General features: G+C 70.8%; 17 protein-coding genes. 7 read left to right on the forward strand and 10 right to left on the reverse strand.

Annotated elements, in window-relative coordinates:
- Both NVS89_RS15960 and mobA read left to right on the forward strand, forming a co-directional pair.
- The gene (locus tag NVS89_RS15960) at window positions 1–438 is read left to right on the forward strand and encodes a YbaN family protein (RefSeq protein ID WP_258733757.1); all 438 of its coding nucleotides are present in this window, start codon (window positions 1–3) and stop codon (window positions 436–438) included.
- Window positions 435–1,046, forward strand: a complete 612-nt coding sequence (mobA, locus tag NVS89_RS15965; RefSeq protein WP_258733758.1) for a molybdenum cofactor guanylyltransferase MobA — start codon at window positions 435–437, stop codon at window positions 1,044–1,046. Before NVS89_RS15960 ends, mobA begins: the two co-directional genes overlap by 4 nt.
- Here mobA and mobB read toward each other — a convergent pair.
- Window positions 1,031–1,570, reverse strand: a complete 540-nt coding sequence (mobB, locus tag NVS89_RS15970) for a molybdopterin-guanine dinucleotide biosynthesis protein B (RefSeq protein ID WP_258733875.1) — start codon at window positions 1,568–1,570, stop codon at window positions 1,031–1,033. The genes mobA and mobB overlap by 16 nt on opposite strands.
- Window positions 1,571–1,766: 196 nt before the next feature.
- Here mobB and NVS89_RS15975 point away from each other — a divergent pair, with 196 nt between their 5' ends.
- A complete protein-coding gene (locus tag NVS89_RS15975; RefSeq protein WP_258733759.1) occupies window positions 1,767–2,027 on the forward strand; it encodes a sulfurtransferase TusA family protein in 261 nt (86 codons plus the stop codon).
- 17 nt (window positions 2,028–2,044) lie between these two features.
- Here the strand turns inward: NVS89_RS15975 and NVS89_RS15980 are convergent, their stop codons facing one another.
- On the reverse strand, window positions 2,045–2,338 hold the full coding sequence (locus NVS89_RS15980; RefSeq protein WP_258733760.1) for a DUF2218 domain-containing protein: 294 nt from the start codon (window positions 2,336–2,338) through the stop codon (window positions 2,045–2,047).
- Window positions 2,339–2,431: 93 nt separating this feature from the next.
- Here NVS89_RS15980 and NVS89_RS15985 point away from each other — a divergent pair, with 93 nt between their 5' ends.
- Window positions 2,432–3,094 (forward strand): alpha/beta hydrolase family protein, encoded by a 663-nt coding sequence (locus tag NVS89_RS15985; protein ID WP_258733761.1) that lies wholly within the window; start codon window positions 2,432–2,434, stop codon window positions 3,092–3,094.
- Between the two features lie 45 nt (window positions 3,095–3,139).
- Window positions 3,140–4,666, forward strand: a complete 1,527-nt coding sequence (locus NVS89_RS15990; RefSeq protein ID WP_258733762.1) for an MFS transporter — start codon at window positions 3,140–3,142, stop codon at window positions 4,664–4,666.
- On the opposite strand, the gene NVS89_RS15995 is transcribed toward NVS89_RS15990, so the two are convergent.
- Together NVS89_RS15995 and NVS89_RS16000 are read right to left on the reverse strand one after the other, a co-directional pair.
- Entirely contained in the window at window positions 4,635–5,213 is a 579-nt protein-coding gene (locus NVS89_RS15995) for a cytochrome b (protein WP_258733763.1), read from the reverse strand. The genes NVS89_RS15990 and NVS89_RS15995 overlap by 32 nt on opposite strands.
- On the reverse strand, window positions 5,210–6,325 hold the full coding sequence (locus NVS89_RS16000; RefSeq protein ID WP_258733764.1) for a catalase family peroxidase: 1,116 nt from the start codon (window positions 6,323–6,325) through the stop codon (window positions 5,210–5,212). Before NVS89_RS16000 ends, NVS89_RS15995 begins: the two co-directional genes overlap by 4 nt.
- Before the next feature lie 368 nt (window positions 6,326–6,693).
- Between NVS89_RS16000 and NVS89_RS16005 the strand changes: the two genes are divergently transcribed.
- Window positions 6,694–6,846 (forward strand): hypothetical protein, encoded by a 153-nt coding sequence (locus NVS89_RS16005; RefSeq protein ID WP_258733765.1) that lies wholly within the window; start codon window positions 6,694–6,696, stop codon window positions 6,844–6,846.
- A 114-nt stretch (window positions 6,847–6,960) separates the two neighbouring features.
- Window positions 6,961–8,124 (forward strand): 3-hydroxy-D-aspartate aldolase BhcC, encoded by a 1,164-nt coding sequence (gene bhcC, locus NVS89_RS16010; protein ID WP_258733766.1) that lies wholly within the window; start codon window positions 6,961–6,963, stop codon window positions 8,122–8,124.
- Between the two features lie 32 nt (window positions 8,125–8,156).
- Here bhcC and NVS89_RS16015 read toward each other — a convergent pair whose 3' ends face one another.
- The 6 genes from NVS89_RS16015 to NVS89_RS16045 form a co-directional block, all read right to left on the reverse strand.
- Entirely contained in the window at window positions 8,157–9,206 is a 1,050-nt protein-coding gene (locus NVS89_RS16015) for an FAD-binding oxidoreductase (protein ID WP_258733767.1), read from the reverse strand.
- Window positions 9,206–10,447, reverse strand: a complete 1,242-nt coding sequence (locus NVS89_RS16020) for an aromatic ring-hydroxylating oxygenase subunit alpha (protein WP_258733768.1) — start codon at window positions 10,445–10,447, stop codon at window positions 9,206–9,208. The genes NVS89_RS16015 and NVS89_RS16020 overlap by 1 nt, the downstream gene beginning before the upstream one ends.
- 37 nt (window positions 10,448–10,484) lie before the next feature.
- Entirely contained in the window at window positions 10,485–11,525 is a 1,041-nt protein-coding gene (locus NVS89_RS22955) for a GlxA family transcriptional regulator (RefSeq protein ID WP_309486563.1), read from the reverse strand.
- 93 nt (window positions 11,526–11,618) lie between these two features.
- Window positions 11,619–12,797 carry an NAD(P)/FAD-dependent oxidoreductase gene (locus NVS89_RS16035; protein WP_258733769.1) on the reverse strand — a complete coding sequence of 393 codons (1,179 nt, stop codon included), beginning with the start codon at window positions 12,795–12,797 and terminating at the stop codon, window positions 11,619–11,621.
- A complete protein-coding gene (locus tag NVS89_RS16040) occupies window positions 12,784–14,373 on the reverse strand; it encodes an FAD/NAD(P)-dependent oxidoreductase (protein ID WP_258733770.1) in 1,590 nt (529 codons plus the stop codon). Before NVS89_RS16040 ends, NVS89_RS16035 begins: the two co-directional genes overlap by 14 nt.
- Window positions 14,370–15,707, reverse strand: a complete 1,338-nt coding sequence (locus NVS89_RS16045; RefSeq protein WP_258733771.1) for an MmgE/PrpD family protein — start codon at window positions 15,705–15,707, stop codon at window positions 14,370–14,372. Before NVS89_RS16045 ends, NVS89_RS16040 begins: the two co-directional genes overlap by 4 nt.
- Window positions 15,708–15,711 lie beyond the last annotated feature (4 nt).

Below are 15,711 nucleotides of genomic sequence, written 5' to 3' on the forward strand. Positions count from 1 at the left end.
ATGACCCTGCAGGACCAATCTGGCGCGGTGGCGATGCAACCGGCGGACGACAGGCAGGCGCAGCCCTATTCGACGGCCTCACCCCTGCGCTGGGTGATGTTCGCCGCCGGCTGGCTGTGCGTGGGAATCGGCATCGCCGGGATCATCCTGCCGGGCCTGCCGGGAACGGTGTTCCTGATCCTCGCCGCCTGGCTGTTCTCCCGGTCCTCGCCGCGCTTCGAGGCGTGGCTGCTCGGCCATCCGCGTCTCGGCCCTTCCGTGGTGGCGTGGCGCGAGAAGGGTGCCGTGCCGCGCTGGGCGCAGTTCGTCGCCACCGGCAGCATGGCGGCGAGCTTCGGCGCGCTGGTGCTGCTCAGCTTCTCGCTGCCGATGCTCGGCCTGCTGGGCGCGGTCTTCCTCGCCGTCTCGGCCTATCTCCTCACCCGGCCGACCGCATGACGGCACCGGCGGGCCTCATCCTTGCCGGCGGGCTGTCGCGCCGCATGGGCGGCGGCGACAAGGGGCTGCGCGAGATCGCCGGCAGGAGCCTGCTGGCGCGCGTCGTCGAGCGGATCGGCCCGCAGGTCGCCCCCCTGCTGCTGAACGCGAACGGCCCGGCCGGGCAATTCGGCCTCGATCTGCCGCTCGTCCCCGACGAATTGCCCGGCCGGCCGGGCCCGCTGGCGGGAATCCTCGCCGGGCTCGACCACGTCGCCCGGCACCTGCCGCAGGCGCGCTGGCTGCTGACCGTGCCGGCCGACTGCCCGTTCCTGCCGCGCGACCTCGCCGCACGGCTCGCCACCGCCGCCGCTGAGACCGGCGCCGCCTGCGCGGCCTCGGGCGGGCGGGTTCATGGCGTGGTGGGCGTGTGGAGCCCGGCCTCGCGCGAGGCGCTGCGCCGGCTCATCGTCGAGGAGGAGGTGCGCCGCGTCGACGGCTGGGTCGCGCGCGCCAACGCGGCGACGGTCGAGTGGCCCGTGGCGCCCTACGACCCATTCTTCAACGTCAACACGCCCGACGACCTCGCCGAGGCGCAGCGCATCCTCGCCACCTATCCGGCCGCCTGAGGGTCCGGCAGGCGCCAGCGCACGCTCGCGACCGGCACCGCATGACGCTCGACCGCGTCGGCGATCGTCTCGACATCGTCGAGCCCGATCACCGGCAGCGCCACGTCCGGCAGCGCGCTGTCCGAGGCGATCGCGACGATATGGGGGTCCTCGGGGTGGAGAAACGGCTTGCCGACCTCGGCGCGGTGGATCTCGATCTTGGGATGGTGGTCGCGCTTGTAGCCCTCGACCAGAACGAGGTCGACCGGCGCCAGATGGGCGAGCAGTTCCGGCAGCTCCGGCTCGGGCGCGCCACGCAGCTCATGCATCAGCGCCCAGCGATTGGCCGAGGCGACCAGCACCTCGGTGGCGCCGGCCATGCGGTGAGTGTGGGAATCCTTGCCTGGCTTGTCGACGTCGAAATTGTGGTGGGCGTGCTTGAGCGTCGAGACGCTGTGCCCGCGCGCGACCAGCACCGGGATCAGCCGCGCCAGCAGCGTGGTCTTGCCCGCGCCGCTCCAGCCCGCAAAGCCGATGACACGCATCGCCGCCTCCCGCGTCGCCTCAGCCATCCTCGCCTCCCTCGTGACGTTCCGCCAGATCGGCCTCGCGCAGCGCCAAGTCAAGGCGGCGCCGGCCATGGCGTCATCGCCTGTACCAATCGCCTGCCGGCCCCGCCGGCGCGCAAATTCGCTTGCCGGCGGAACGGGCGCGGTCTAGTGCCGCCCGCGGAGAGGCACGATGGACGACGACGCGAATGGCGGGCCGGTGCGGCTCGATCTGAAGGGGCTGAAATGCCCCCTGCCCGCCCTGCACACGCGCCGCGCGCTGGAACGGGCGGCGCCGGGCGCCCGGATCATCGTCGAATGCACCGACCCGATGGCGGCGATCGACATCCCCCACCTCGTGAACCAGACCGGCAACGAACTCGAGGATGCGCAGACGACGGCCCTCCCGCTGGTGTTCCGCATCCGCAAGCGCGCGGAGCCGGCATCCGGCTAGGCGATCACGCGGCGGACTCAGGCGGCGTCCTGCCAGTCGAAGGGAAGCGGTGCCTCGCGGAAGGCGAAGCGGTCGAGATGGCGGGCGACGACGCCCTTCATGCGCTCCAGCAGCTCCGCGTCGGAGGCGTCGATGCGCACGTCCAGCGCCTCTGCGCTGGCCTTCATCTCGGCGAGCGCGCCGTCGGGCAGCTTCACCCGCCCCTCTTCCGGCGTGAACTCGACCTCCAGCTTGTGCGCCCAGTGCTTGCAGAGCTGCTGGAGGTAGCGGCTGCCATGGGCGGTCGGCACGTGTGCGTGGGTGGATACCATCAAACTCTCCTCACCCAGGGTCAAACGAATGGACAAGCCTGTCCCGTGCCGGCCTTATATAGGCGGTGCGCCGGCGGCGCGTGGGGGTGTTCCATGAAATTCCGTCTCAATCTCGCCGTGGCGATGCTCGCGGCCTGCGTCCTTGCCGTGACCCTTCTCGCTGGCGCATCCGGCGCCGCCGCGCAGACCTCGCCGCGCCCGCCCTGGGCCTCGCCGCCGGTGACCGCCTCGAAGGGTCAGACCCTGCCCACGCGGGCGCAGACCCATGTCTATCTGCTGCGCGGCCTGTTCGGCGTTTTCTCGACCGGCATGGACAGCCTCGCCAAGGAACTGGTCTCGCGCGGCTATGTCTGCGAGGTTTATGGCTGGGACGAGGCGGAGAAAGTGATCGCGCAGATCGATTCCCGCCACGATGCCGGACATACCGGGCCGGTGGTGGTGATCGGCCATTCGCTCGGCGCCAATGCGGTGATCCAGGTGGCGACGGCGGTGGACGCGCAGGCGATCCCGGTCGCGCTCGGCGTGACCTTCGACGCCACCGAGCCGGCGCCGGTGCCGGACAATGTCGAGGTCTTCGTCAACTTCTGGGCCAAGGACGGCTTCGGCCGGCCGGTGGTCGCGGTGCCGGGCTATCCCGGGCAGCTTGAGAATTACGACCTGTCGGGCGTTCCGGGCATCGACCACACCAGCATCGACTCCATGGACCAGTTCCACCAGTACATCATTGCCTCGCTCGAGAGCATGACGGGCAACTAGCCGCGTGCGCGTCCCCATTCCTCCCCGCCACAGGCGGCGCCCGCCATGGAGGTGACGGACGGGACCGGGGCGGCGGAAGGCCTGCGCGCGAGCCTGCGTGACTGGACGGCGCTCGCCGTGATCGCCGTGCCGTGCCTCGTCTACGCGATGGACCTCACGGTGCTGAACCTCGCCGTGCCGCACCTCGCGCTCGACCTCGCGCCCTCGCCGGCGCAGCTGCTGTGGATCGTCGACATCTACGGCTTCATGGTCGCCGGCACGCTGATGCTCATGGGCACGTTCGGCGACCGCATCGGCCGGCGCCGGCTGTTGATGGCGGGCGCGGCGGCGTTCGGCGCCGCCTCGCTGCTCGCCGCCTTCGCCCGCAGCGCCGAGGAGCTGATCGCGGCGCGGGCGCTGCTCGGCATCGCCGGGGCGACGCTGGCGCCTTCGACCCTCTCCATGGTGCGCAACATCTTCCTCGACGAGCGCGAGCGCAGCTTCGCCATCGGCGTGTGGATCGCCTGCTTCTCCTCCGGCGCCGCCCTCGGCCCGCTCGTGGGCGGGGTGATCCTCACCTATTTCTGGTGGGGCGCGGTGTTCCTCGCCGCCGTGCCGGTGATGATCGTGCTGCTGCTGGTCGCGCCGCTGCTGCTGCCGGAGTTCCGCAACCCGAACGCCGGGCGGCTCGACATTCTCAGCGCGGTCCAGTCCATCGTCGCCTCGCTGGCGGTGATCTACGGCATGAAGCGGACGGCCGAGAGCGGGCCTGATCTCGTCGCCGCGCTGGCGATCGTGCTGGGGCTCGCGGTCGGCGCGCTGTTCATCGCCCGGCAGAAGCGGCTCGAGGATCCGATGATCGACCTCGGCCTGTTCCGCCATCCGGGCATCGGCGCCGCGCTCGCGCTCAACGTCACGGCGATGCTGGGCGCGATGGGGATCTTCATCTTCATCTCGCAATATCTCCAGCTCGTGCTCGGCATGAGCGCGATGGAGGCCGGGCTCTGGACGGCGCCGTCCGGCGCCTGCTTCGCGCTCGGCTCGCTCGCCACGCCCTGGCTGGTCCGCCGCTACGGCATCGTCGACGTGCTGAGCCTGACCCTGCTGCCGGCAGCGTTCGGCTTCCTGCTGCTGATGTGGGTCACGCCGCACTCCTCGATGGCGGTGATGACGTTCGCCATCGTCCTGATCAGCCTCGGCCTCGCGCCGGTCGGCATGCTCTCGACGGATCTGGTGATGCGGGTCGCGCCGCCCGAGCGCGCCGGCGCCGCCTCCGGCATCTCGGAGGCGAGCTTCGAGTTCGGCGGCGCGCTCGGCATCGCCGTGCTCGGCAGCCTCGTCACCGCGACTTATCGGGTGGCGATGAATGGGGCGGACCTCTCCGGCCTGCCGGCCGCGGCGGCGGAACATGGGCGCCGCTCGCTCGACGGGGCGGTGAGCGCGGCCGCCGCCCTGCAGCCGGAGGCCGCGACGCGGCTGATGGAGGCGGCCGAGGCCGCCTTCTCGCTCGCCTTCGGCCGCGCCGCGCTCGCCTGCGTCGGTGCGACGCTGGTCGGGCTCGCTATCGTCCGCTGGCGCCTGAACAGGCTCTGACCGGGCGCAGCCTCCAGTTCGCCATGGACTGGAACACCCCGTCGCGGAAGGCGATGGCGTGCATCAGCGCCGCACCGATATGGGCGAGGATCAGCGCGAACAGCGCCAGCGCCAGCACGGTATGGGTGGTCCTGAGGATGGCGAACACCATGTCGTTCTGCGGCAGGATCGGCGGCAGAACGAGGCTGCCATAGAGGACGACCGGGTAGCGCGCCGCCGACAGCATCGCCCAGCCGACCAGCGGCACGGCGAACATCAGCGCGTAGAGCGCGACATGCGAGGCATGGGCCGCGAAGGCCAGCACGCCGGGCATGCCGGCCGGCAGGGCCGGCGGCGGGCTGACCCGCCGGTTGAGCAGCCGCACCGCCGCCAGCACGAGGATGGCGATGCCGAGCGGGCGGTGGACCGACAGCAGCCAGTGATAGTCGGCCAGCGAGGCCTGCATGCCGATGCCGATGAACAGCATGGCAATGATCATCAGCGCCATCAGCCAGTGCAGCAGGCGCGAGAATGCGGGAAAGGCGGGGCTCATTGGGGCGGGGCTCATTGCGGCGCGCCTCCTTGGGCGGGGAACTGCACCTCGCTCGGCGATTTGGGCTCGCCGGCCCGGCGGGTGAAGGAAACCGAATAGGCGGCAGAGCGGGCGCTGAGTAGCGGATCGTCCGAGGGCTCGATGCCCGCCGGCAGCACCAGCGGATCAAAATTCACATCGCGGCAATTGCCGGCGGCCTCGGCTTCGATGTGGTCGATGGTGAGGGTACCGAGGTCCACCTTCTGCCGGTCGTCCGGCCAGGGCAGCGTCGCATCGGCGGTCGGGTCGCCCGGCTGGCCGATGGTGGCGACCAGGTGCCACTCGACCGGCCCGCGCGCGAGCCGCGCCGCGAGATCGTCGAACAGGTAATCGGGGTCGGGCGTGCCGGGCTGGTCGGCCGGTTCGGCGACATCGGGATCGACCGCCATCATGGCCCAGCGCACCGGCGTCACCGTGCCGTCGGCGGCGACAAAACGGAACGCGTCGAGGCTGTTGTAGCTCGCATTGGCGAAGCCGCTGGCAAAGGGCCGCCCGGTGATGCGCTTGAGCGCCGCCGCCACCTCGGGATGGGCGCCGAAGAAGGCGGAGACCCGTGCCGGGTCCGGCTTGCCGGTCGCCGGGTCGGGTGCGGTAGCCGTCATCAGCCCTGTGAAATCCTGAGCCGTGGGCACCGGGAACACCGGGATGTCGTTCATGCCGGTGCGCCATTCCTCGCCGCCGGGAAGCTCGAAGCGCAGCGCGAGACTGCGCACCTGCGTCTTGTTGTCGGGCACGAAGGGCTTGCCGACCGCGACCGCGAAGCGGCCCGTCACCGGCAGCGTGCCGGGCGCGAAGACGACGGCCTTCGACAGGCGCTGGCCGGCGCCGTTGCTCTCGAAATGGCCGGCGATGCAGGCGCCCTTGGTGTGGTTGCGCCGGAAGCCGGGGTGCACGCCGTTGATCTTCTGGAAGGTATCGACGATCGCGCGCTGCGTCAGCCGGCCCGGCGTAAACAGCCCACCCGCATAGGCGAGCCCGCCGGCGAGGGCGAGCGCGACGAGGGCGGACGCGCCCAGCGCCGCCAGCAGGCGCGGGCCGGGCGGCCAGAGCCGGTAGGTGTCTTTGGAAGGATCGGGTTCGCTCTGCATCGACTGCCCTCTGCCCGTGGACGCTGGCGCGGATGCGTTTATTCCGAGCCTTTTACCACGATGCGGCATCGGACGGACATGGTCGTGTCAATTGCGATGCGATTTGCGCAAACGCACGCCCGCGTGGACGGGTCGTCTCGAGGGAATCGGGGCCGCCTCGGCAACACCCTCTGGATTGATGCATCCGCTTGACTCGGCGGCCGGATGCGTGCTCCGGTACCTTACTTAGAGGCAGCCTCGCCATTCGGCTGGATCGCTGCCGGCATCGGTCCCGCAGGCATCCGCAAGGGTGCGGCCGAGAGGTCCCGAAGTGTTTTCGCCGTCCGGCCGTCGTGGGACGCGACCTGTCGAGGAATCGACCTGATCCCTTGCAGTTCGTGCGTCCGCGTCGCCGCATTTGCGAATTCCTTTTCCGCTTCCCCGAGGCCCGATCTCCCATGCATCCGATCTTCAGCGTCGTCCTGCGCGTAGCGCTCGTCCTGTTCACCATCTGGCTGCTGGTGCGCCTGTTCGCGCACTGAGCCGACGCCTTGCCGGCCTGTGGCCGGAGGACCGGCGCGGCTTAGCTCTGGACACGGCGTGCCGGGCGAACGAAAACCCCTGCGGAACTTGGACATCGCAGGGAACCGCCGCGCATGAACGCTGATCCGCGAACCGGCCGCCTCGAGCTCGGCTTCGACGTGCCGGCCCTCCCGGGCATGGACGAGGCCGAGATCCAGACGCCCTGCCTGGTGCTCGACCTCGACGCGCTGGAGCGGAACATCCGCAAGCTGGGTGCCTATGCGAAGGCCCACGGCATGCGCCACCGCGCCCATGCCAAGATGCACAAGTCGGTCGACATACTGAAGCTTCAGCAGGAGCTGGGCGGCGCGGCCGGCGCCTGCTGCCAGAAGGTGAGCGAGGCCGAGGTGTTCGCGCGCGGCGGCATCGCCGACATCCTGATCTCGAACCAGATCCGCGACCCACTCAAGATCGACCGGCTGGCGCGCCTGCCCCTTCTCGGGGCGCGCATCAGCGTGTGCGTCGACGACATCGCCAATGTCGCCGAGCTGTCGGCGGCGGCGCAGCGGCATGGCACCCGGCTCGACTGCCTGGTCGAGGTCGATTGCGGGGCCGGACGCTGCGGCGTCGGTTCGCCCGAGGCCGCCGTCGCCATCGCCCGCGCGATCGACGCCGCGCCGGGGCTGAGCTTCGCCGGCCTGCAGGCCTATCACGGCCCCGGCCAGCATGTTGAGGACTTCGCCGAGCGGCAGGCAAGGATGGACGGCGCGGTCGCCATCGCCCGGGCGACGGTGGACGCGCTGACGGCGGCCGGCCTTGCGCCCGCGATCGTCTCCGGCGGCGGGACCGGCAGCTACACCATCGAATCCACCTCGAGCGTCTTCAACGAGCTGCAATGCGGCTCATACGCCTTCATGGACGCCTCCTATGGCCGCGTGCGCGCCGCCGACGGAAGCCGCCTCGACAAGGGCGAATGGGAGAACGCGCTGTTCGTGCTGACCTCGATCATGTCGCATGCGCGATCCGGCCGCGCGGTGTGCGACGCCGGGCTGAAGGCGCAATCGCTCGATTCCGGCCTGCCGACCGTGTTCGGGCGCGACGACGTGACCTTCACCGCCTGCAATGACGAGCACGGCATCATCGCCGACCCCGGCGACGTCCTCGCCATCAACGAGAAGCTCCGACTCGTACCCGGCCATTGCGACCCGACCTGCAATCTCCACGACTGGTATGTCGGGGTCCGCAACGGCAAGGTCGAGACGCTCTGGCCGGTCTCGGCGCGCGGGAAGATCCACTGACGCCGGCGGCGCGCCTGCGGGGCGAATGCCGGTCAGCGCTTCGTCGTCACCTCGACGTCGCCCTTCAGTTGTGAGCAGCAGGCGAGGATGTAGCCCTGGCGTTCCTCGCGGGCGGTGATGCCGCCCTTGTGGGCCATCTCTACCTCGCCCCCGAGCTTCCTCACCCGGCAGGTGCCGCACATGCCTTCCTGGCAGCCGGTCGGGATCACGATCCCGCCCGACCGCGCGGCGGCGAGGACCGTCATGCCGGCGCTCGCCGCGACGGCGCGGCCGTCGATGGTCAGGGTCGGGCCGGCAGTGCCGGACGGCGCCTCCGCAGTCACAACCGGAGCAACGGTCACACTTTCCGTCGCCCTGGCGGCACCGAAGCTCTCGGTGTGGAAATGCGCCGCCTCGCCGCCCTCGGCGTCGAAGATGCGGCCGATCGCGGCCATGAAGCCGGCCGGCCCGCAGCAGAACACCTCGCGGCGGGCGAGGTCCGGCACCATCAGCGCCATCATGCGCCGGTCGATCATGCCGCGATAGCCGGCCCAGCTCTGGCCGGCCGGCACGTCGGCGACCACGGTTACGATCCGCAGATTGGCCATCTGCCGGTCGAGCGCCGCCAGTTCGTCGGCGAATAGCACGTCCTCGGGCGTGCGCGCCGCGTGCAGGAACACCACGTCGACACTCTCGCCGCGGTCGGCGAGCCAGCGCAGCATGGACATCATCGGCGTGATGCCGCTGCCGCCGGAAATCAGCGCGAAGGCCGGGGCGTAGTGATGGGCGATCGAGAACCGCCCGACCGGCCCGCGCGCCTCGATCTCGAGGCCGGGCTGCAACGCCTCGTGCATCCAGCGCGTCGCATGGCCGTCCGGCGCCGCCTTGATGGTCAGTTCCACCTCGCCCGGCCGGGTCGGCGCCGAGGCGATGGTGAAGGTGCGCCAGGCCGCGCCCTCCGGCAGGGGCAGCGCGAGCGTCAGCGCCTGGCCCGGCAGATGCCTGACGGGGCGGCCTTCGACCTCGCGGAAAGCGAAGGTGACGACGTCGGCGGTCTCCTGCCGGCGCCCGACGCAGGCGAGGCGCAGCTCCAAGGGCGACATTACTCGGCCGCCACCCGCAGGCCGGAGGCGCCCGGGGGCAGATGCGCGGCCATCGTCGTCGTGTACCAGCGATTGAAGTCGAGGATCATGAACTCGCCGGTCGGCGAATAGGGACCGGGCTCATAGGCGTCCGACTGCACGCCGAGGAAGTTCTGCTCGGCCAGCACCTGGTCCTGCTGGTTGGTGACCTGCCACACCTCGGCGAGGCGGTTCACGTCGTAGTCCCAGCCCTCGATCGCGTCCTCGTGCACCAGCCAGGTGGTGCGCACCTCGGTCTCCATCGGGCCGCGCGGCAGCACGCGGAAATGGATGATGTGGTCGGAGAGGAAGTGGTTCCAGTTGTTGGGCACGTGGAACATGCGCACCGAGCCGAGGTCGCGCTCGGTCAGGTCGCCCACCAGCTTCTTGCAGGCCGGCTTGCCGTCCATGGTCATCGAGGTCACGCCCTCGTTGAACGGCAGGCGGATGCAGCGGAACTCGATGCCGCCATTCACCGGCTGGTGCGGCAGGCCGAGCGCGTCCCACTCCTCGCCCTTGCGCTTCATCAGATCGCCGAACCAGTGGGTGCGGGTGTCGCTCGGCAGCGCCGCCTCGACCAGCGAGACCAGCAGCTCGGGATGGTTGCCGGCGCAATGGTAGCACTCGCGGTTGTTCTCGATGACCAGCTTCCAGTTGGCCTTCTCGATCAGCACCGACTCGAACGCGACCTTGGTGCGCGCGGGCTGGTGCGGCGCGATGTAGGGCGTGACGGTGCGCTTGAAATGGTCGAGGTCCGGCGGCACCTCGGCGAGGCAGATGTAGACGAGCCCGGCGACGTTCGCGACATGGACCGGCTTCAGCGAATAGCGCTTCGGGTCGAAGTCGTCGGGCATCTGCGTGGCGGCGAGCAGCTTGCCGTCGAGATCGTAGGTCCACTGGTGATAGGGGCAGACCAGCCGCCCCACCGTGCCCTTGTGCTCCTGGCAGATGCGCGATCCGCGATGCCGGCAGGTGTTGTGCCAGGCCTGCACCTCGCCATTGTCGTCGCGCACGATGATGATCGAGTTGCGGCCGATCTCGAGAGTGAGGTAGTCGCCCGGCTCCTTCACCTCGCATTCGTTGCAGGCGAACAGCCACTGGGTGCCGAAGACCGCCTTCATCTCCATCTCGTAGACGTCGGCATCGTAGTAGAGCGGCCCCGGCAGGCTGAGGCCCGCCCGGTACTGCGCCATAAGCTCGGACACTTTCTCAATCGCGCTCATCGTCGGCTCCCGGCATTCGACGCCGGCTATTATCCGACTATCCGCGGCCCGGGGCCGTCCCGAATGCGACAGCGGGTGAAAGGGAGGCGACGTCGCCCTGCCCCGCGTGCCGCCGGCCCGCGCGTTCGCGCAGTTCGCTCGGGCGCATGCCGTAGATGCGCTTGAACCACTGGCCGAGATGCGAGGTCGAGGCGAAACCGACCGCGACCGCGATCTCGAGGATCGGCTGGCTGGTGTAGATCAGCAGCTCGCGCGCCCGGTCGACCCGCAGCGAGAGGTAGTAGCGCGCCGGCGTCACACCGAGATGCTGGTTGAACAGCCGCTCGAGCTGGCGCGGGCTGAGGCCGGCCGCCTGCGCCAGCTCGCCGACGCTCACCGGCATCTCGAGGTTGCGCTGCATGGTCTGCACCGTGCGCTGGAGCGGCGCCGGCAGGCTGCCCACGCGCCGCAGCCGGCCGCCGCGCTGCTCGTCATTGGCGTCGCGGATGCGCTCGTGGTGGAACTGGTTGGCGACGCGCTGGGCGAGGTCGGGATCGTAGCGATCGGCGATGACGTGCAGCATCATGTCCATCGCCGCCGTGCCGCCCGAGCAGGTCATCCGGTCGCGGTCGATCTCGTAGATCTTGCCGGTCGCGATCACCTTCGGGAAATCCTCCTCGAAGGCGGCGCCGTTCTCCCAGTGGATGGTGCAGCGATAGCCGTCGAGCAGCCCGGCCCAGGCGAGAAGATAGCTGCCGGTCGAGAGCGAGCCGACCGCGATGCCGCGCCGTGCCGCGCCGCGCAGCACGGCGAGGTAGCGCTTCACGTCCTTCGGCGCGATCCGCATGCCGCCGCACACGAAGATGGCATGCGAGCCATCCAGCGCCTGGTCCACCGGCACAGCGTCGAGCCGGATGCCGTTGGAGGCCACCACCGGTTCGCCGTCGATGCTGCACAGGCGCCAGCGAAACGCCTCGCGCCCGATGAGCCGGTTGGCCGAGCGCAATGGCTCGATGGCCGAGGACAGGCTCATCATCGAGAGGTTTTCGATCAGCAGGAAGCTGAAGGTCAGCGGCTCGGCGACCGCGTCGTAGAACATGCCGGCACCGGAGATGGAGGCGGTGCGTTTAGAATGGCTCGAAAACGTCACCAAGGCAACGAAACCGACATGATCGCGACGGGTATCTGATCTTCAGGAGGCCATCGCCATCGACTGCCAGCCCTGAAGCGCGGCCCAGTCGGGCTCCAGATTGGCGAAGCGGCCGAGGCGGAGCGTCGACAGGTCGGCGAAGGCGCAGGCGCCGTCGGTCACGAGCTGCTGGATCGCGTGGCCGCTGGCCGGCGACAGGCCGAAGCCGACGCCGGAGAGCGTAGCCACCGTCAGGTTGTTCCAGCCATCGGGCCGGTCGATCACGGGCCGGCCGTCCGGCGTGTTCTCGATCAGCCCGGCCCAGCTGCGGATGATCTTCACATGGCCGGCGAGCGGCAGCAGCTCGGCGACGCGCTTGCCGATGTTCTGCATCAGCGGCGTGGTGGGGCGCCGGCGCCCGGGCAGTTCCTCGGCCTCGACCCATTCGTGCGGGCCGCCGCCATAGGCGAGGTTGCCGCGCAGCGTCTGCCGGCCATAGAGGCCGTTGCCGTCGACGCCGCCGATCGGCATCAGCGGCAGCGCATCAGTGACGATCATCTCCGCGCGCGCGACCTTCATCGGGATGTCGACGCCCAGCATGGCGGCGAGCCGGCCGGTCTGCGGGCCGGCGGCGAGCACGAGGTGATCGCAGCCGAAGCGGCCTCGGTCGGTCTCGACTGCGGTCACCCGTCCGCCTTCGGTGACGAAGCCGGTGACGGCGGTGTGCTGCATCACCTTGCCGCCGAGGTCCTGCAGCGCCCAGGCGAAGGCCTGCACGGTGCGGTGCGGGTTGGCGTGGCCGCCGAAATGGTAGTAGTGCCCGGCGAACACGTTGTCGCCGGCCAGCGGCACCAGTTCGCGCACCTGCTTCGCGTCGATCTCGTCGATGCGGAAGCCCTGATGGCGGGCGTTCGCCACCGCGCGGCTGTAGAGGGTGAGCTGCTTCTCGTTCAGCGCGATGCGCACGCGGTTGGGTCGGAACTCGGTCGGGTAGCCGAGCAGCTCGTCCATCAGCGGCCACAGCCGCTGTTCCTCGGCGAAGAGAGGGGAATGGTGGTGCGAGCATCCGCCGCCATTGCGGCCCGAGGCCTCCCAGCCGACGATGCCCTTCTCGATCACCAGCACGTCCACGCCGCTGCGCGCCAGCCACCAGGCGGCGCTGAGGCCCGTCACCCCGCCGCCGACCACGACCACGGACGCGCCCGTGCCGCCCTCGGCCTCGCTGATCTCATTCGCTGGCATGGGGCTTTTCCACAGCTAGGCTGGCCACGGTGTATTCCTCGTCGACGTCCCAGAACGGCACCCACTGCCGGGGCATGCCGAACCAGGAATCCCACTGCTCGCCGAAGGCGGGGTCTTCCGCATGCGGGGATGCGGCGGCCAGAGGCAGCGGGCGGACCGGCGCGCGGTAGCCGGCCAACGGCACCGAGCCGAGCGGCACGGCGGCCTGCAGGGCGAGCAGCGCCTGCACCTGCTCGCGGCAGCGGCGGCCCTGGCACGGGCCCATGCCCGCGCGGGTCAGGCGCTTGACCTGGTCGGGATTGGGCGGGCCCTCGCCGAGAATCGCGGCGAGCGTGCGCTCCCGGTTGTCGGCCGCCTGCCAGTCGAGATAGCGCGGCGGGCGGACCTCGAGGATCTCGCGCGCGGTGACCTCCTCGCACTGGCAGACATAGGGCTCGCCCTCGGCCTCAATGATGCTCGCGCGCACCCAGTCCTTGCGGTAGGCGCCGATGTCGTAGGCCGGCTCGCCGGGCACCGGCGCGGGGGTGGCCTCCTCGCCCGGCCGGCCGAGGGAGGCCGCCGCCGCGGCCACCGCGTGGCGCGCCTCGGCCTCGGCGATGGCGGCGTCGCGGCTCTTGGCGGGCCAGATGCCGGCGACGTCGCCCACCGCCTGGATGATGTCGACGCTGGTGCGCCCCTCTCCATCAAGTACCGGGGTGAAGCCACCGCGTTCGGGCTGGAAGGCCAGCCGGCAGCCGGCGGCGTCGAGCAGGTCGACCATCGGCACCGCGCCGATGCCGAGCACGATGAGGTCGCAGGCGAGCGTGCCCGTGCGGGTGAGCGCGCCGCGCACGCCGTCGAGCCCGGTCTCGGCCGCACGCACCACCTCGCCGCAGCGCAGCTCGATCCCCGCCTCGCAGAGCTTCGCGACCAGATCGGCCGGGCCGACCGGCGCAGACGCCTGCTCGATCACGGCGGCGATCTCCACGCCCCGCTCGTGCAGGCACAGCGCCGCCAGCAGCGCCTCGGCGGTGGTGCCGAGCACGACGGCGCGTCGCCCCTCGAGGGCGCCGTAGCGAGTCGCGAGCTGGACCGCCGCGGTCGCGCCCATCACGCCGGGCTGCTCCCATCCGGGAAAGGCGAGGCCCATGTCGCGCCGCCCCGTGGCGACGATGGCGCGCTCGAAGCTGACGAGATGCGTGCCGCTCTCCTCGTCGGCGAGGCCGGCGAGCGGCGCCGGCATCCAGCCGAGATTGGCGCCGTTGACGTAGAGCCCCCAGCAGGCGGTGCCGAGCCGCACGTCGATGCCGAGCTCGAAGGCGTCGGCGATGGCGGGCGCGCTCTCCAACATCGCCTCCATCATGGCGTTGCGGTTGCGCGCAACGCCGCCGACCCGGCCGCCGAAATGCAGCGGCACGCTCTCGCCCATGGTCTCGAACGGGACCGGGTTCTCGTCGACCAGCATCACCGACAGGCCGCGCCGCGCGCCCTCGATCGCCGCGGCGAGGCCGGCCGGACCGGCCCCCACGACCAGAAGCTGGGCGTGGCCCTCGACGGTGAGCGTCTTGCCGGCGACGGAGCGCGGGTCGAGCGTCATGCCGCCTCTCCGATCGGCTCCAGCACCAGCTCGGCGAGGTCCGCGGCCGGCGCGCCGGTGCCCATGCCCATGACCAGCGTCTCGATCGCCTGCCGGCGGTTGTCGCCGAGCCGGCCGGCGAGCGCCTGGTACTTGGCGGAGATTTCCGCATCCGAGAGCGGATCGGACGGCCCGCCATGGGCCTCGGTCCATTCCGAGGTGAAGCGGCGCCCGTCGCGCGTCCCGAGCGAGACGACGGCGAAGCGCTCGGCCGGGAAGCGGGCGCAGATCGCCGGCTCCTCGACCAGCCGGATGGAGGCCGAGAGGTTCAGCACCTCCTCGTCCCGCAGCCCGGCGCCGGTGATCTCGTCGGCGCCGATGCGCCCGCGCACGATCATCGCGGCGAGCGGGAACGGCAGGCTGTACTGCGCCTCCTCCGTCGTCGCCGGGCGGGCGGAAGCGAGGCGCACCGCCTCGGCGAAGGTCTTCACCTCGACATCGGCGATGTCGGCGCCGGTGAGGCCGTGCTCGGCCATCAGGCGCCGGGCAGCCTCCACCGCCGGCTGCGCCCAGCGGCACACCGGATAGGGCTTGAAGTACTGCTCGAGGATCATCCAGCGCGAGCCGAGGTCGCCCCACAGCGCCTGCTGCGCGGGCGCCTCCATGGTCAGCGCCGGCGCGCCGGTGAAGCCGTCGGCGGCGAGGTAGGCGGCGGAGACGCCGACCAGCGCGCCCCAGCCCGAACCGTCCTTCAGCATGGTCGGGTAGTCGATGCAGCGCATCATCTGGCTGCGCGGCCCGTGATACTCGGCGGTGCCGAGCGCCTCGCGCGTCTGCGCCGATGAGAGCTTCATCAGCCGGGCGCCGAGCGCGGCGCAGGCGAGCGAATTCCAGGCACCGGAGGTGTGATAGTCGCAGGCGCTGGCATGGAGCGCGATGCCGGCACGCGTCGCAATCTCGTAGCCGATGACGATCGAGGTCAGCACCTCGCGGTCGTCCAGGGCGAGATCCTCGCCCTCCCAGAAGGCGAGCAGCGCCGGCAGGATGGCGACGCCGGCATGGCCCTTGGTCAGGGCGTGGCCGTCATGGGCGTCGAAGGAATCGATGAGCGAGGCGCCGGCATAGGCGGCCCCCACCGGGGAGACCCGCCGGCCGTCGAAGATCATGCGCGCGCCGCGCCCCTCCCCGGCGCCGAACTGACGCGCCGCGTGGTTGGTGACGATCCGCGCCAGATCGGTGCGGCGTCCGCTCGCGGCGACGCCGACGAGGTCGAGCAGGCAGCGCCGCGCGAGCGCCGCGACGGGAGCCGGCAGGTCGCAATAGCGCAGATCGTGGATGAAGTTCTGGACGTTCATGATG

Origin of the sequence: Ancylobacter mangrovi, from assembly GCF_024752355.1 — a bacterium.
Classification (GTDB): Bacteria; Pseudomonadota; Alphaproteobacteria; order Rhizobiales; family Xanthobacteraceae; genus Ancylobacter; species Ancylobacter mangrovi.

Coding starts and splice junctions, on each gene's coding strand:
- NVS89_RS16015 (WP_258733767.1), bottom strand. CDS start 9,206: ATGTCGCCCTTGGAGCTGCGCCTCGCCTGCGTCGGGCGCCGGCAGGAG.
- NVS89_RS22955 (WP_309486563.1), bottom strand. CDS start 11,525: ATGTTCTACGACGCGGTCGCCGAGCCGCTGACCTTCAGCTTCCTGCTG.
- mobA (WP_258733758.1), top strand. CDS start 435: ATGACGGCACCGGCGGGCCTCATCCTTGCCGGCGGGCTGTCGCGCCGC.
- NVS89_RS15980 (WP_258733760.1), bottom strand. CDS start 2,338: ATGGTATCCACCCACGCACACGTGCCGACCGCCCATGGCAGCCGCTAC.
- NVS89_RS15975 (WP_258733759.1), top strand. CDS start 1,767: ATGGACGACGACGCGAATGGCGGGCCGGTGCGGCTCGATCTGAAGGGG.
- NVS89_RS16020 (WP_258733768.1), bottom strand. CDS start 10,447: ATGAGCGCGATTGAGAAAGTGTCCGAGCTTATGGCGCAGTACCGGGCG.
- mobB (WP_258733875.1), bottom strand. CDS start 1,570: ATGCGTGTCATCGGCTTTGCGGGCTGGAGCGGCGCGGGCAAGACCACG.
- NVS89_RS16000 (WP_258733764.1), bottom strand. CDS start 6,325: ATGCAGAGCGAACCCGATCCTTCCAAAGACACCTACCGGCTCTGGCCG.
- bhcC (WP_258733766.1), top strand. CDS start 6,961: ATGAACGCTGATCCGCGAACCGGCCGCCTCGAGCTCGGCTTCGACGTG.
- NVS89_RS15985 (WP_258733761.1), top strand. CDS start 2,432: ATGAAATTCCGTCTCAATCTCGCCGTGGCGATGCTCGCGGCCTGCGTC.
- NVS89_RS15960 (WP_258733757.1), top strand. CDS start 1: ATGACCCTGCAGGACCAATCTGGCGCGGTGGCGATGCAACCGGCGGAC.
- NVS89_RS16035 (WP_258733769.1), bottom strand. CDS start 12,797: ATGCCAGCGAATGAGATCAGCGAGGCCGAGGGCGGCACGGGCGCGTCC.
- NVS89_RS16040 (WP_258733770.1), bottom strand. CDS start 14,373: ATGACGCTCGACCCGCGCTCCGTCGCCGGCAAGACGCTCACCGTCGAG.
- NVS89_RS15990 (WP_258733762.1), top strand. CDS start 3,140: ATGGAGGTGACGGACGGGACCGGGGCGGCGGAAGGCCTGCGCGCGAGC.
- NVS89_RS16045 (WP_258733771.1), bottom strand. CDS start 15,707: ATGAACGTCCAGAACTTCATCCACGATCTGCGCTATTGCGACCTGCCG.
- NVS89_RS15995 (WP_258733763.1), bottom strand. CDS start 5,213: ATGAGCCCCGCCCCAATGAGCCCCGCCTTTCCCGCATTCTCGCGCCTG.